Origin of the sequence: Mesorhizobium sp. CA7, assembly GCF_020165015.1 — a bacterium.
Classification (GTDB): Bacteria; Pseudomonadota; Alphaproteobacteria; order Rhizobiales; family Rhizobiaceae; genus Mesorhizobium.
In genome coordinates, this window is record NZ_JAIUHH010000003.1 from 119,506 (window position 1) to 134,060 (window position 14,555).

Here is a 14,555-nt window from a genome sequence, read left to right on the forward strand (position 1 = left end):
GGCTCTGGCCTGTACGATACCGGATGCGAACCGGGCGTATAGCCGTTTGGTTCGGTGGATTTCGCGAGACGTGCAGCAACATGAAGGGGAAGCATCATGCTTCCCAAGGCAAACCAGCGTCCTGAGACAATCGGGGCCAAGGTGGAGAACGGAGGATAGGACGATGACGGAACTGACGCCATCTGCGATCAACGGCCAGGCCGCGCAGACGAAAGCGGCAGCCGTTAAAAATACCGTCCTGACCAAAGGGCTGCGAACCGCCAACGGCATGACCGCGCAGGGCCTCTATGATCCGCGCAACGAGCACGACGCCTGCGGCGTCGGCTTCATCGCCAATATGAAGGGCGTGAAATCGCACGGGATCGTCGAGGACGGCCTGGCGATGCTGGAAAACCTCACCCATCGCGGCGCCGTCGGCGCCGATCCGCTGGTCGGCGACGGCGCCGGCGTGCTGGTGCAGATCCCGGACGCTTTCTTCCGCGAGGAAATGGCGGTCGTGGGCGTCGAACTGCCGCCGGCCGGCCAATATGGCGTCGGCCACTGGTTCATGCCGCAGGACGCGGCGCTGCGCGCCCATATCGAAGAGATCATCGCCGAATCCGCGCAGTCGGAAGGGCTGCCGCTCATCGGCTTCCGCGACGTGCCGGTCGACAATTCATCGCTGTCGAAGGCGCCGGATATCGTGGCGTCGGAGCCCTTCCATCGGCAGGTGTTCATCGGCCGTACGGCCGACATCCCGGACGACGAGGAGTATGAGGCGCGGCTTTATCTGCTGCGCAAGGTGATCTCGGGCCGCATCTATGCCGAGAACGACAACAAGGATGTCGGCGCCTATTGCGTGTCGCTGTCGGCGCGCACCATCGTCTACAAGGGCATGTTCCTGGCCTATCAGGTCGGCGCCTATTACAAGGACCTCAAGGATCCACGTTTCGAGACGGCGCTGATCCTCGTCCACCAGCGTTTCTCGACCAACACCTTCCCGTCGTGGAAGCTGGCGCATCCCTATCGCATGGTCGCGCATAACGGCGAGATCAACACCGTGCGCGGCAACAACAATTGGATGGCGGCGCGCCAGGCCTCGGTCGATTCCGAATTGTTCGGCAACAACATCTCGAAGCTCTGGCCGATCTCCTATGAAGGCCAATCGGACACGGCGTGCTTCGACAACGCGCTCGAGTTCCTGTTCCAGGGCGGCTACTCGCTCACCCACGCCATGATGATGCTGATTCCGGAAGCCTGGGCCGGCAACAAGCTCATGGATGCCGACCGCAAGGCTTTCTACGAGTACCATGCGGCGCTGATGGAGCCGTGGGACGGGCCTGCGGCGGTGGTGTTCACCGACGGCCGCCAGATCGGCGCCACGCTCGACCGCAACGGCCTGCGCCCGGCGCGCTATATCGTCACCGACGACGACCGCGTCATCATGGCGTCGGAGGCCGGCGCGCTGCCGGTGCCGGAGGAAAAGATCGTGCAGAAGTGGCGGCTGCAGCCCGGCCGCATGCTGCTCATCGATCTCGCCAAGGGCCGCATCGTCTCCGACGAGGAGATCAAGTCGGAGATCGCGACCAGGCACCCCTACAAGACCTGGCTCGCCAACACGCAGCTGATCCTGGAAGATCTGAAGCCGGTCGAGCCGCGCGCGCTGCGCAAGGATGTCAGCCTGCTCGATCGCCAGCAGTCCTTCGGCTACACGCAGGAAGACACCAAGCTTTTGATGGCGCCGATGGCCACCACCGGCCAGGAAGCCGTCGGCTCGATGGGCACCGACACGCCGATCTCGGCGATGTCGGACAAGTCGAAGCTGCTCTACACCTATTTCAAGCAGAACTTCGCCCAGGTCACCAACCCGCCGATCGACCCGATCCGCGAGGAGCTGGTGATGAGCCTGGTATCGTTCATCGGGCCGCGGCCCAACATCTTCGATCTCGTCGGCACGTCGCGCCGCAAGCGGCTCGAGGTGCGCCAGCCGATCCTGACCAATGGCGATCTGGAAAAGATCCGCTCGATCGGCCACACCGAGGACCGTTTCGACACCAAGACGATCGACATCACCTATGGCTCGAACGAGGGCGCCGCCGGCATGCAAGGCGCCATCGACCGGCTCTGCGAGCGCGCGGAGGCGGCGGTCGCCGGCGGCTACAACATCATCATCCTGTCTGACCGCCAGGTCGGCCCGGACCGCATCGCCATTCCCTCGCTGCTGGCGACGGCGGCCGTGCACCATCACCTGATCCGCAAGGGCCTGCGCACCGCGGTCGGCCTCGTGGTGGAATCCGGCGAGCCGCGCGAGGTGCATCATTTCTGCTGCCTGGCAGGCTACGGCGCCGAGGCGATCAATCCCTATCTCGCCTTCGACACGCTGCTCGACATGCACAAGCGTGGCGAGCTGCCGGAAGAGGTCGACGAATACGAGGTGGTCTCGCGCTACATCAAGTCGATCGGCAAGGGCATCCTCAAGGTGATGTCCAAGATGGGCATCTCGACCTACCAGTCCTATTGCGGCGCGCAGATCTTCGACGCTATCGGGCTGAAGTCAGACTTCGTCGAGAAGTATTTCACCGGCACGGCGACGCTGATCGAAGGCGTCGGCCTGGACGAGATCGCCACCGAGACGCTTAGCCGCCACAGCGATGCCTTCGGCAGCGATCCGGTGCTGCGCAACAATCTCGAGGTCGGCGGCGAATACATGTTCCGCATGCGCGGCGAGGCGCATATGTGGTCGCCCGATGCCGTCGCCAGCCTGCAGCACGCCGTGCGGCAGGGCTCCTGGGATACGTTCAAGGAGTATTCGGCGCAGATCGACAGCGCGACCGCGCGCGCCCAGACCATTCGCGGCCTGTTCAAGATCAGAACAGCGGAAGAGACCGGCCGCAAGAAGGTCGCGATCGAGGACGTCATGCCGGCGGCCGAGATCGTCAAGCGCTTCTCGACCGGGGCGATGTCGTTCGGCTCGATCTCCAGGGAAGCGCACACCACGCTGGCGCGCGCCATGAACGCCATCGGCGGCAAGTCCAACACCGGCGAGGGCGGCGAAGAGGCCGACCGCTATCTGCCGCTGCCCGGCGGCGGCAAGAACCCGGAACGGTCGGCGATCAAGCAGGTCGCGTCGGGCCGCTTCGGCGTCACGGCGGAATATCTGGTCAATTCCGATGTCATGCAGATCAAGGTGGCACAGGGTGCCAAGCCCGGCGAGGGCGGCCAGCTGCCCGGACACAAGGTCGACGCGACCATCGCCAAGGTCAGGCACTCGACGCCCGGCGTCGGCCTGATCTCGCCGCCGCCGCATCACGACATCTATTCGATCGAGGATCTGGCGCAGCTGATCTACGATCTGAAGAACGTCAATCCGGCGGCCGATGTCTCGGTCAAGCTGGTGTCGGAGGTCGGCGTCGGCACGGTCGCGGCGGGCGTCGCCAAGGCGCGCGCCGACCACATCACCATCTCCGGTTATGACGGCGGTACCGGCGCTTCGCCGCTGACCTCGCTCAAGCATGCCGGCAGCCCGTGGGAAATGGGCCTTGCCGAAACGCATCAGACGCTGGTGCTCAACGGCTTGCGCTCGCGCGTCGCGCTGCAGGTCGATGGCGGCTTGCGCACCGGGCGCGACGTCATCATCGGCGCGCTGCTCGGCGCCGACGAGTTCGGCTTCTCGACCGCGCCGCTGATCGCGGCCGGCTGCATCATGATGCGCAAGTGCCACCTCAACACCTGCCCGGTCGGCGTGGCGACGCAGGACCCGGTGCTGCGCAAGCGCTTCAAGGGCACGCCCGAGCACGTCATCAACTTCTTCTTCTATGTGGCGGAAGAGGTGCGGGGGCTGCTTGCCGAGATGGGCTTCACCCATATCGACCAGATCATCGGCGACACCGATCTCCTGGAAAAGCGCGACGTCATCCAGCACTGGAAGGCGCGCGGGCTCGACTTCTCGAAGATGTTCTTCAAGCCGGACGCGCCGCACGAGGCGCTGCACTGGACCGAGCGGCAGAAGCATCCGATCGACGACGTGCTCGACCGCAAGCTGATCGAGCTGGCGAAGCCGGCGCTGGACGCCAAGCAGCCGGTCACCATCGAGCTGCCGATCCGCAATGTCGACCGATCTGTCGGCGCCATGCTGTCGGGTGAAGTCGCCAAGCGTTTCAAGCACAAGGGCCTGCGCGAGGACACGATCAAGGTGAAGCTGACCGGCACCGCCGGCCAGTCCTTCGCCGCCTTCCTGGCGCGCGGCGTCTCCTTCGAGCTGGTCGGCGCCGGCAACGACTATGTCGGCAAGGGCCTGTCGGGCGGCCGCATCGTCATCCGCCCGCCGCAAGAGGCCAAGATCGTCGCGGCGGACTCGATCATCGTCGGCAACACGGTGCTCTACGGCGCCACCGAAGGCGAGGCCTATTTCGCCGGCGTCGCCGGTGAGCGTTTCGCCGTGCGCAATTCCGGCGTGGCGGCCGTCGTCGAGGGCGTCGGCGACCACGGCTGCGAATACATGACCGGCGGCATCGTCGTCGTGCTCGGCAAGACCGGGCGCAACTTCGCGGCCGGGATGTCGGGCGGCGTCGCCTATGTGCTGGACGAGAAGGGCGATTTCGCCGAGCGCTGCAATATGGCGATGGTCGAGCTCGAGCCTGTCCCGGAAGAGGACGACCTGATGGAGAAGCTGCTCCATCACGGCGGCGACCTCGACCACAAGGGCCGCGTCGACGTCTCCGGCGACATGACCAGCCATGACGAGGAGCGGCTTTACCAGCTGATCTCGAACCACGTGCATTTCACCGGTTCGGTGCGCGGCCGCGAGATCCTCGACGACTGGCAGAATTTTAGGCCGAAATTCCGGAAAATCATGCCGGTGGAATATCGCCGCGCACTGATCGAGATGGAACGCATGCGCATGAGCGTGGCGGCGGAATAGGTTTCGGGCACGGCCGGGAAGATGACTTTCCGGCCGGCCTCCTCACCAACAATCCTGACCTCCAGAGCATGATCCCGACAAATGGGAACGGGTTTTCGGCGAAGGTCATGCTCCAACAGGTCGCGGTTGCCATGGCAGCCTTATGGGGTTAACGGGTGCGCTGCAAAAGCGTGCCTTCGGACAGCAGGGACTGGACTATGGGCAAGGTAACAGGCTTTCTCGAGATCGACCGGCAGGTGCACAAGTACCAGCCGGCCTCCGACCGCATCCGGCATTTCCGCGAATTCACGCTGCCGATGTCTGACAAGGAGGTTGAGAAACAGGCCGCGCGTTGCATGGATTGCGGCATTCCGTTCTGCCACGGGCCGACCGGCTGCCCGATCCATAATCAGATCCCGGACTGGAACGACCTCGTCTACAATGGCGACTGGGACAGCGCGATCCGCAACCTGCACTCGACCAACAATTTCCCGGAGTTCACCGGCCGCATCTGCCCCGCGCCTTGCGAGGAAGCCTGCACGCTGAACCTCGAGGACATTCCGGTCGCCATCAAGACGGTCGAGCAGGCGATCGCCGACAAGGCCTATGAGACCGGCCACATCCGGCCCTATCCGCCGGAAAGGAAGACCGGCAAGCGCGTTGCCGTCATCGGCTCAGGCCCGGCCGGCATGGCAGCGGCGCAGCAGCTCGGCCGCGCCGGTCATGACGTGCATGTCTATGAGCGCGAAAGCCGCCCCGGCGGGCTGATGCGCTACGGCATACCGGACTTCAAGATCGAGAAGCACTATATCGACCGGCGCATCGAGCAGATGCAGGGCGAGGGGGTGACCTTCCATTGCGGCGTCAATGTCGGCGTCGACATCAAAGCGGCCGATCTGCTCGGGGAATTCGACGCTGTGCTCTATTGCGGCGGTTCGGAGACGCCGCGTCCGGCCGGCATTCCGGGCAGCGATCTCAGCGGCGTATATGACGCCATGCCCTATCTGGTGCAGCAGAACCGTCGCGTCGGCGGCGAGCCGATCCAGTCGGTGGCCTGGCCCTCGCACCCGATCATTGCCGGTGGCCAGCATGTCGTGGTCGTCGGCGGCGGCGACACCGCGTCCGACTGCATCGGCACCGCCTTCCGCCAGGGCGCGGTGCGCGTGACGCAGCTCGACATCCGCCCGCAGCCGCCGGAGAAGGAAGACAAGCTTGCCGTCTGGCCCTACTGGGCGACGAAAATGCGCACGTCCTCCTCGCAGGCCGAGGGCGCCGAGCGCGAATTCCAGGTGGCGACGCTCGAGTTCATCGGCGAGGAAGGCCAGCTGACCGGTGTTCGCTGCTGCGAGGTCGACGACAAGCGCAAGCCGATCGCCGGCAGCGAGTTCGTCATCCGTGCCGATCTCGCCTTCATCGCCATCGGCTTCGCCGGTCCGGCGGGCGACAGCCTGATGAAGGAGCTCGACGGCAAGATCAAAGTCGTCACCGACAGCCGCCGCTCGAACAATGTCGAGGCCAACGATCGCGACTACAGGACCAGCGTCGACAAGCTCTATGCGGCGGGCGACGTGCGCCGCGGCCAGTCGCTGGTGGTGTGGGCGATCCGTGAGGGCCGCCAGGCGGCGCGCTCGATCGACGAGGCGCTGATGGGATCGACGGTGCTGCCGCGGTAAGGCTTCAAAGCACTCAGCCGTTAGACCCTGATGGCGTTTCGTTGAATCGCCGTCACGGTCTAACTCTTTGTTGGAGCATGATCTTTATCCGAAAACCGGTTCCCACTTTCTCGGGATCATGCTCTAGCTTCTTGAAGCGCCTAACCGGCCAGCAACTTTGCCGCCCAGTAGAGGCCGATGGCCATCTGGACCGCGAACGCGGAAAATCGAGCCTTGACCGCGTTTGGACTTGTCGACGCCAGATGAATGGCCGACTGGATTAGCCGCGCGGCGATAAACCAGTATGCAAGTGGGTCGGTGATCCCCGTCCGCGAAGTCATCATGGCCACGCCCATGAGGCCCCCGAATATCGGGAGTCCCTCAATGCAATTGGCGTGGGCTCGCGCAAGCCGCTGCAAAAAGGGCGAAAGACCTGCGTTATCCGGCGTGAAGCCATTTGCCGGGATGCGCCCACGCACCACAAGATGGGTGCGCAGGATCTCCATCCATACAAGCAGGAGGAGGGTTCCAAGTTAGGAAGCCAAGCAAGGCATAGCCCGTCGCCGATATATTCGCCCCTGTAATCCCAGCCGAATAGAACAATGCCATTGTTCGGCCTGGCGTGAAATCGCTTTCGCGCAGGACGATCTAAGGGTGATCTCCTTAACGGATATCCCGACGAATCCGATGGACGTCGATTAAGGGCTGGCGGGCGTGGAGTCCGACTCGACGGCTGCTGTCGCCGGCTGCGTCTTCGGCGGCCACGAAAAATCGTCGGCGCGGCCGGGCGAGGCGGCGGGCGCCTTGCCTTCGACGATCAGTTTTTCGCCTGGCAGGTTCGGATCGGCCCTGGCCGGCTGCGCGGCACCGAGCAGCTCGGTGCCGCCGTCGAGCGCCGGGTCGCCGAGCAGCATCGGCGCGGTGCGGTCGACGATGACGGGCGCCGCGGCCGGCTTCGGCGCCTCGACCGGAGCGCCGGCCGGCGCCGACACGGTCGTGACGCTTCCGGGCGCTGCCAGGCCCAGAATCTTCGCCAGCGGCTTTTCCGTATAGAAGGCGAGCTTGCGCTTGCCGGCCTTGGTGACGTTGATGCCGTCATCGGAACGCAGGCGAACAGGCTGGCCGTTGATGTCCGGGCCGGAGGTGACGAAAGCGCCGTTCTCGTCGACGAAGCCGTCCCAGACGTCGACGAATTCGCCGCCATGCTTTTCGGCGACCGAATGGTAGATGTCGTTGAAGGCGAGCATGTCCGAGTTCATCTTCGACATACCGAAAGCCGGCATGCCGACCCACAGGAACGGCACCTTGGTGTCCTGGATGGCCTTGCCGAGCGCATCGGCGCGGCGCTCGTATTCCTTGGTCCAGTTCTCCGAGCGCGGCTGCTCGCGCACTTCGCCGACCCGCATCTGCTGGCGGTCATTGGAGCCCAGCATGACGATCACGGCCGACGGCTTCTCGGTCTCGATCAGCGACTTGATCTCGACCGGCCAGTTATAGAAATCGTCGCGAACGAAGCCCGACGACCCGTTGGCGCGGGCGACAATCCTGACGGCGGGATTGTCGGCAAAGGCGGTGTCCAGGCCCTCGGCCAGCCCGCCCGCCAGAAAATCGCCGACCACCAGCACGACACGGGCATCGTTCGTCTTCTCGACGATCGGCGTTTCCGGCTCGGCCGGCGGGCGCGGCTTGGATTTCTTCTTCGGTTTCGGCCTTGATTTCTGGATTTCGAACGGTGGCTCGACGCGTTCGCTGCGGCGCGGGAACAGAAGGTCACGCAACGACCAGCCGCGGCTTTCCTCCTGCGCGAATGCCGGTGCGTGGAAGGCGCCCGCGGCAGTGACGACGAGCACGGCCAGGGCGAGAATCAGGATCGGCGCCCGGCGAATGCCCTGCCTGATACGCGCAACCGAAACCAAACACCTCTCCATCCCTTGGCGCATGACCGGAAGACGTGGGAAAGTCATGCGCAAGCCGAAGCGCTACAGCATCCTTGCCGTCTTTGAGAGGATGCTGGCGCTTCCCCAGGCTTTACTGCTTGCGGAGCCATTTGAGCACTTCCAGGCTCGGATAGCCATCCTGGTTCAAGCCGACCTTGGCCTGGTAGGCCATGATGGCGGCTTTCGAGCCGTCGCCGATCTTGCCGTCGAACTTGCCGTCATAGTAGCCGTGATCTGAAAGCCGCTTCTGCAGTTCCTGCCGTTCCTCGAAGCTGAGCTTGGTGAAAGGCCGCTGCCAGTCCTGCACCAGGCCGGTGCCGCCGGCGATCTCGTCGGCCAGAAGGCCCACGGCCAAAGCGTATTTGTCGGCGTTGTTGTAGGCCTTGATGACGGAGAAATTCCTGATCATCAGGAAGGCGGGTCCACCCCGGCCGTCCGGCACTTTCAACGTCGCCTTGTCGGTCAGGTTCTTGAACGGCTTGCCGCTGGCCCTGACGACGCCGAGCGCCTGCCATTGGGCGATCGTCTTTGCGCCGCCGGGCAATTTGCCTGCCGGTATGGAGACCTCATAGCCCCAGGTCTTGCCGGCCTGCCAGCCGTTCTTCTTGAGCAGATTGGCGGAGGTCGCCAGCGCGTCGGGGATCGAACTCCAGATGTCGCGCTTGCCATTGCCGTCCATGTCGACCGCATAGCGCTGGTAGCTGGTCGGGATGAATTGGGTCTGGCCCATCGCGCCTGCCCAGGAGCCCATCAGATGGCTTTCATCGATGTCGCCGGTCTGCAGGATCTTCAAGGCCGCGATCAATTGGGTGCGGGCATATTTCGACCGCTTCGGATCGCCATAGGCAAGCGTCGCCAGCGAGCGGACGACGTTGCGCATGATGTCGTCGCGCTTGAGCGTCTCGCCATAGTTCGATTCCATCGACCAGATGGCCAAAAGGATGTTGCGGTCGACACCGAACCGCGCCTCGATGCGATCGAGCCACGGCCTCCATTTCTTCGCCATCGCCTGGCCGTTGGCGACTGCCTGGTCGTGCACGCGGTTGTCGAAATAGTCCCAGGCGGGCGCGGTGAATTCCGGCTGGGTGCGGGCCTTTTCCAGCACGACCGGGTCGGGCTCGATGCCTCTCATGGACTGATCGTAGACCGCCCCCGAAACGCCGCCCGCCACCGCGGTTGCGCGGAAATCCGAGACCCACTGGCGGAATCCGGCATCGGCGAAAGCGGGTCCGGCGGGCATCAGCAAGGCCAGCGTGAGGCCGGCGGCCGTCGCCAGTGCCGTCAGGCGCCTCGCGGTGTTGCGAACGGACATCATTTCCTCCTTCGTCAAATCAGGAAGATCATTCAACGCCGAACCGGGTTAGCATTTGGTTTACCATAGGTCCCGCGGGGAACGAAAAGAGGTGTCGCGGCTTTTAGTTCTCACGTTCACTGCTCGCCCTTAATCCAACATTCCGGCGTGAAAATGATTTCCGTCGGGAAATGTTTGGGGGATTGCGGAGCGTGCCGCCGAGCGGATAATTGGCTGAAACGCAGGGGGTGTCAGCATGAAGCGCGTTCGCAAGGCAGTTTTCCCGGTCGCCGGCCTCGGCACGCGGTTTCTTCCGGCCACCAAGGCCATCCCGAAGGAAATGCTCACCGTCGTCGACCGGCCGGTCATCCAATATGTGGTCGATGAGGCACGTGAGGCCGGCATCGAGCATTTCATCTTCGTGACCGGACGCAACAAGGCGGTCATCGAGGACCATTTCGACGTACAGTTCGAGCTGTATGACACGCTTGCCCAGCGCGGCAAGGACGATCAGCTCGCCCGCCTGCAGCGGCTTCAGCCGGCGCCGGGACAGACGAGCTTCACGCGCCAGCAGGTGCCGATGGGCCTTGGCCACGCCGTCTGGTGCGCCCGCGAGCTGGTCGGCGAGGAGCCGTTCGCCTTGCTTTTGCCGGACATGATCATGCAGTCGGAAAAGAGCTGCACGAAGAGTATGGTCGAACTCTATGCCGAGACAGGCAACAATATCGTCGCCGTGCAGGAATGCGATCCGGCGGAAGCGCATAAGTACGGCATCGTCGGCCGCGGCGAGGACGCGCATCACGGCTTCCGCATCACCGGCATGGTGGAGAAGCCGAAACAGGGGACCGCGCCCTCCAATCTTTACATCAACGGCCGCTACATCCTGCAGCCGGAAATCTTCGGCATCCTGGAGAGCCAGGAGCGTGGCGCCGGCAACGAGATTCAGCTGACCGACGCGATGCTGAAGCTGGAGAAAGAGCAGCCCTTCTACGGCTATCACTACAAGGGGCGCACGTTCGATTGCGGCTCGCCGGAAGGTTTCGTCGAGGCCAATGTCGCCTTCGCGCTCTGGCGTAGCGACATGAACGGAAGCATGGCCGGCGTCATCCGCACGCTGCTGGACGAGGTGCGGCCGGTAGAGCGGCGCGGCGCCGCGTCTTAGCCTATGCTGATATTCAGGTGAGGCCGGTCTGCGAACGGCAGTTTCCTGCACTTCCGGTGCTCACGTACTTTGAGTACGCTCCGCTCCGGTTCTCGGAACCCACCGTTCTCGACTCGGCCTGACCTGAATCTCGGCATAGGCTTGGCGGTTGCTGCCCTTCAGCGCTGGACCTTCAGGCCGAGATAGACACTGTTGGTCGTATAGTCGCGGCCAGGCAGGTTGCTGGTCAGCTTCTCCGTCCTTACCCTGGTGGTGACCCCGGCATAGCGGTTCAGCCACCAGGTCAGTCCGGCCTCGGCGCTCAGGATCAAATCGTGGCCGTCGGAGCCGGTGTAATCGCGCCAGTCGAGGCCGAGCGCCGAGTTCGCCGTCAGATTGGCGCGGATCTGGCGCTCGCCGGTCAGACGGCCGGAGTAGAGGATATCGCCGCTCTCATTAGCCGTCGTGGTTGTTTCGACCCTGGTCTTGCCGGTCAGGCCTATAGTGGTGCCGCGCTCGGGCGACCATTTGAGGTCGGCATCGATGCTCGGACCCGCTACGGCCGGAAGGCGGTTGTCGTCGATCGCCTCGCGCAGCCAGCCGACGGAAAATTCGCCGGATAGCTTCTCGCCCATGTCGAGCTCGAGCCCGGCGCGCGCGCCAAGCCTGGTCGAGGATCGCTCAAAGCCGTCGGTGTCGACGCGCAGGTCATAGAGGCGCCGCCCGGCCTCGACTTCCGTGAACGGCGTCAGCGCCGGCGAAATCTCGTAGCCGGTGCGCAAGGTCGCGGTGTAGAGCGTGGAGTCGCGATCCTTCTGCGAAACGGTGGTGCCGTCGGAGAGTTCGGCATCGCCGTAGAAATCATGCGAGACCGCGCCGGTCAGCGCGTAGCGCATCTTGCCGACACTCTTTTCGAGACCGAGGCTGCCGTCGACGGTCTGGCGCAGCGGCTGTTGGGTGACACCGGCGATCGCATCCGGCGAGGAGGCCGATTCTGGCGCGGCTTCATAGCCCAGCTTGGCGATGGCGCGCAGCTCGTTGTCGAGGTCGACGTTGAGCTGGCCCTCGATACGGCCCTGCGCGTCGTTGATCTTCTGGCCAGAGACGGTGTTGCGGAACTGGCCGTAGCCGGTAATCAAAGCCGAATTCTCGCGCCAGTCGGAGGTCGCGGTGAAGCGCAGCGCCGTCTCGGACAGAACCGCCGATTTGCCGGTGCTGCTGGAATCGGCATTGGAGGTCGCGGTGAAGCCCTGCTCGAGCGTCGGCCGGAAGAGAAAGGTGCCGACCTTGATGCCCGGCGCGGCGAAGGGATCCTCCTCCGGCTTGACTTTCAGGCCTTCTATGGAGGCGGTGCGCTCCTGACCGGGGTCCAGCTTCTGCTTGTCGACGCTGTCGATGGTGACGGCACGGCGGTTGCTGCCGTCATTGTCGTCGGTGGCGGTGGCGTCGGTCCGGTTGCCTGTGCCGGCGGTCGCGGCGGTGGTCGTGCTGTCCGTCGCTTCGCCGGTTTTCTTCTTGGCCTTTTTCTTGTCGGCGGTTTTGGCGCCGGCCTTGGCGTCCTGAGCACGCTGCTTTGCCGTCGAAGGTCGGCGGGGTTTTACCGGAGCCCTCGTGTCGGCCAATGGATCGTCCGTTGCCTGCGGCTGATCGAAGATGCTGTCCGTCGCGCCCGCCGTCTGATCGTCATCGGGAACGGCGCCGGGGCTTGACGGCTGATAGGTCGTCGATGCCGTGTCCTGGACGGCAGCGGCGGCGGGCGGGGTCTGACCCTGCGATCCCCGCGCCCGCAACTGCCTGGCCTTGCGCTGCTGGTCGGCGAGTATGGCCGATTCGGAGACCTCGCCGCGCAGCTCGGTTTCCTGCGAGAATGCCGGGGCGGGATGCAGCATGGCAAGCGCGCTTGCCGTCAGCAGCAGTGCTGCAACGGCAAGGCCGCTTCGACCGATTTTCGTTTCAGGCTGGCCCCCGGACATCGTCACCACTGCTTGCGCGGCGCGGTTGCGCCATACTTACCGAACCGTAAATGCGGATGGTTAACGGAGGGTTGAGAGAGCCGCCTCTGGGCCCCCAATCGGAGGTTGAAGGCAATTCCGTTGGACAGGGGCGCGGCAAAGCGCTAATCGCTTGCGCCATGCATGCGGGGTCCCCAGAAAGAAAGCAGCCGGACAGGCAGGCCGCGATCGAATCGGCGCTGAGAACGGTTGCGACGGAGCAGACCGGCGTGGCGGCCCTGGCCGCCGCGCTCGCAAACGGGCTGACCGAGCCTTTTGCCGCCGCGATCGACCTGATCTCGCGGATCGAGGGCCGCGTCATCGTCACCGGCGTCGGCAAGAGCGGCCATATCGGCGCCAAGATCGCCGCGACGCTTGCCTCGACCGGCACGCCAGCCTTTTTCGTCCATCCCGCCGAGGCCAATCACGGCGATCTCGGCATGATCGCCAAGGACGACGCCATCATCGCCATGTCGTGGTCGGGCGAAAGCAAGGAATTGATGGGCATCGTCGCCTATTCGAGGCGTTTTTCCATCCCGCTGATCGCCATTACTTCCGGCGAGAGCTCGGCGCTGGCGCGTGCGGCCGATGTGGTCTTGCTGCTGCCGGTCGTGCCCGAGGCTTGTCCGCACGGGCTGGCTCCGACGACATCGACGCTTCTCCAACTCGTACTGGGCGACGCGTTGGCCATCGCTCTGCTCGAAGCGCGGGGCTTCACGCCGGATCACTTCCGAACCTTGCACCCCGGCGGGCAGCTTGGCGCCAACCTGACCCTGGTGTCGGAGATCATGCGGACCGGCGATCAGGTGCCGCTCGCCCTGCTCGGCACCAAGATGCCGGAAGCGGTGATGACGCTGTCGCAGAAGAAAGTCGGGTGCGTCTGCATCGTCGATACGAGCGGCAAACTGGTCGGGATCGTGACCGACGGCGACGTTGCACGCAATCTGCATCGCAATCTGGCCGACGTGACCGTCGATGAGGTCATGACCCGCACGCCCAAGACGATCGATCCGCAGACGCTGGCGGGCACGGCGATCGCCATGCTCAACGAGCACAATATCGGCGCGCTGGTCGTGACCAAAGACAAAATGCCGGTGGGCGTAGTTCACTTCCACGACCTGCTGCGCATTGGCGCAGCCTAGCCACGCACTTTTCCAGGAATTGCCTTAGTTTCAGCCCGTCCGATACCTGTCTCGGTTCAAGCCGCCTCGACCGTCAGCTCCAGGTCGGTGTCGGCGGCGCCGACAACGCGCACTTGCGTGCCGGCAGGGAGGTCAGGACCGGAAACGCGCCACAGCGTGTCGCCGAGCTTGATGCGGCCGCGGCCGTCCTTGATCGGCTCGGCCAGCGTCGCCAGCTTGCCCACCATCTGCGCGCCGCGGCGGTTGAGCAGCGGCTGGTCGGCATCGTCGTGGCGGCCGGCCATCAGTTTCTTGCCGACGAAAGCCGAGATCAGCGACAGGATCAGGAACGCCAGCACCTGCACCTGCCAGGTCCAGAAAGCGGCGTCCCATATCGCCAGCGACACGGCGCCGACGATGAGCGCGGCGATGCCGATCCACAGCATGAAGACGCCCGGCGCGACGATCTCCATCACCAGGAGCACGAAGCCCAGAACCATCCAGTTCCACGGGCCGAGTTCGGAAACGATACGGTCGAACATG

At 64.4% G+C, this 14,555-nt stretch carries 9 protein-coding genes; 4 read left to right on the forward strand and 5 right to left on the reverse strand.

The window, feature by feature from the left end; all coding sequences use genetic code 11:
* Positions 1–163 precede the first annotated feature (163 nt).
* Both gltB and LB552_RS08245 read left to right on the forward strand, forming a co-directional pair.
* Positions 164–4,900: a glutamate synthase large subunit gene (gene gltB, locus LB552_RS08240; protein WP_224603702.1), complete on the forward strand. Its 4,737-nt coding sequence runs from the start codon at positions 164–166 to the stop codon at positions 4,898–4,900.
* A 197-nt stretch (positions 4,901–5,097) separates the two neighbouring features.
* Positions 5,098–6,552: a glutamate synthase subunit beta gene (locus LB552_RS08245; protein WP_140842147.1), complete on the forward strand. Its 1,455-nt coding sequence runs from the start codon at positions 5,098–5,100 to the stop codon at positions 6,550–6,552.
* A gap of 140 nt (positions 6,553–6,692) precedes the next feature.
* On the opposite strand, the gene LB552_RS08250 is transcribed toward LB552_RS08245, so the two are convergent.
* From LB552_RS08250 to LB552_RS08260, 3 genes are all read right to left on the reverse strand, one after another.
* On the reverse strand, positions 6,693–7,037 hold the full coding sequence (locus tag LB552_RS08250) for an MAPEG family protein (protein ID WP_224603705.1): 345 nt from the start codon (positions 7,035–7,037) through the stop codon (positions 6,693–6,695).
* A gap of 192 nt (positions 7,038–7,229) precedes the next feature.
* Positions 7,230–8,447: a DUF459 domain-containing protein gene (locus tag LB552_RS08255; RefSeq protein WP_224603707.1), complete on the reverse strand. Its 1,218-nt coding sequence runs from the start codon at positions 8,445–8,447 to the stop codon at positions 7,230–7,232.
* Positions 8,448–8,559: 112 nt separating this feature from the next.
* Positions 8,560–9,780 (reverse strand): lytic murein transglycosylase, encoded by a 1,221-nt coding sequence (locus tag LB552_RS08260; protein WP_224543544.1) that lies wholly within the window; start codon positions 9,778–9,780, stop codon positions 8,560–8,562.
* 235 nt (positions 9,781–10,015) lie between these two features.
* On the opposite strand from LB552_RS08260, the gene galU reads away from it, so the two are divergent.
* Entirely contained in the window at positions 10,016–10,921 is a 906-nt protein-coding gene (galU, locus tag LB552_RS08265) for a UTP--glucose-1-phosphate uridylyltransferase GalU (protein ID WP_224603709.1), read from the forward strand.
* Positions 10,922–11,079: 158 nt separating this feature from the next.
* Here the strand turns inward: galU and LB552_RS08270 are convergent, their stop codons facing one another.
* Positions 11,080–12,873, reverse strand: coding sequence for an outer membrane beta-barrel protein (locus LB552_RS08270; protein WP_224603711.1), 1,794 nt, complete (start codon positions 12,871–12,873; stop codon positions 11,080–11,082).
* A 158-nt stretch (positions 12,874–13,031) separates the two neighbouring features.
* On the opposite strand from LB552_RS08270, the gene LB552_RS08275 reads away from it, so the two are divergent.
* Positions 13,032–14,033: an SIS domain-containing protein gene (locus LB552_RS08275; protein WP_224603714.1), complete on the forward strand. Its 1,002-nt coding sequence runs from the start codon at positions 13,032–13,034 to the stop codon at positions 14,031–14,033.
* 56 nt (positions 14,034–14,089) lie between these two features.
* Here the strand turns inward: LB552_RS08275 and LB552_RS08280 are convergent, their stop codons facing one another.
* Positions 14,090–14,554 carry an NfeD family protein gene (locus tag LB552_RS08280; protein WP_095766329.1) on the reverse strand — a complete coding sequence of 155 codons (465 nt, stop codon included), beginning with the start codon at positions 14,552–14,554 and terminating at the stop codon, positions 14,090–14,092.
* Position 14,555 lies beyond the last annotated feature (1 nt).

Bases quoted from the DNA above. Each gene is read 5' to 3' on its own strand.
- gltB (WP_224603702.1), top strand. From the start codon at position 164: ATGACGGAACTGACGCCATCTGCGATCAACGGCCAGGCCGCGCAGACG.
- LB552_RS08245 (WP_140842147.1), top strand. From the start codon at position 5,098: ATGGGCAAGGTAACAGGCTTTCTCGAGATCGACCGGCAGGTGCACAAG.
- LB552_RS08250 (WP_224603705.1), bottom strand. From the start codon at position 7,037: ATGGAGATCCTGCGCACCCATCTTGTGGTGCGTGGGCGCATCCCGGCA.
- LB552_RS08260 (WP_224543544.1), bottom strand. From the start codon at position 9,780: ATGTCCGTTCGCAACACCGCGAGGCGCCTGACGGCACTGGCGACGGCC.
- galU (WP_224603709.1), top strand. From the start codon at position 10,016: ATGAAGCGCGTTCGCAAGGCAGTTTTCCCGGTCGCCGGCCTCGGCACG.
- LB552_RS08270 (WP_224603711.1), bottom strand. From the start codon at position 12,873: ATGTCCGGGGGCCAGCCTGAAACGAAAATCGGTCGAAGCGGCCTTGCC.
- LB552_RS08275 (WP_224603714.1), top strand. From the start codon at position 13,032: ATGCATGCGGGGTCCCCAGAAAGAAAGCAGCCGGACAGGCAGGCCGCG.
- LB552_RS08280 (WP_095766329.1), bottom strand. From the start codon at position 14,554: ATGTTCGACCGTATCGTTTCCGAACTCGGCCCGTGGAACTGGATGGTT.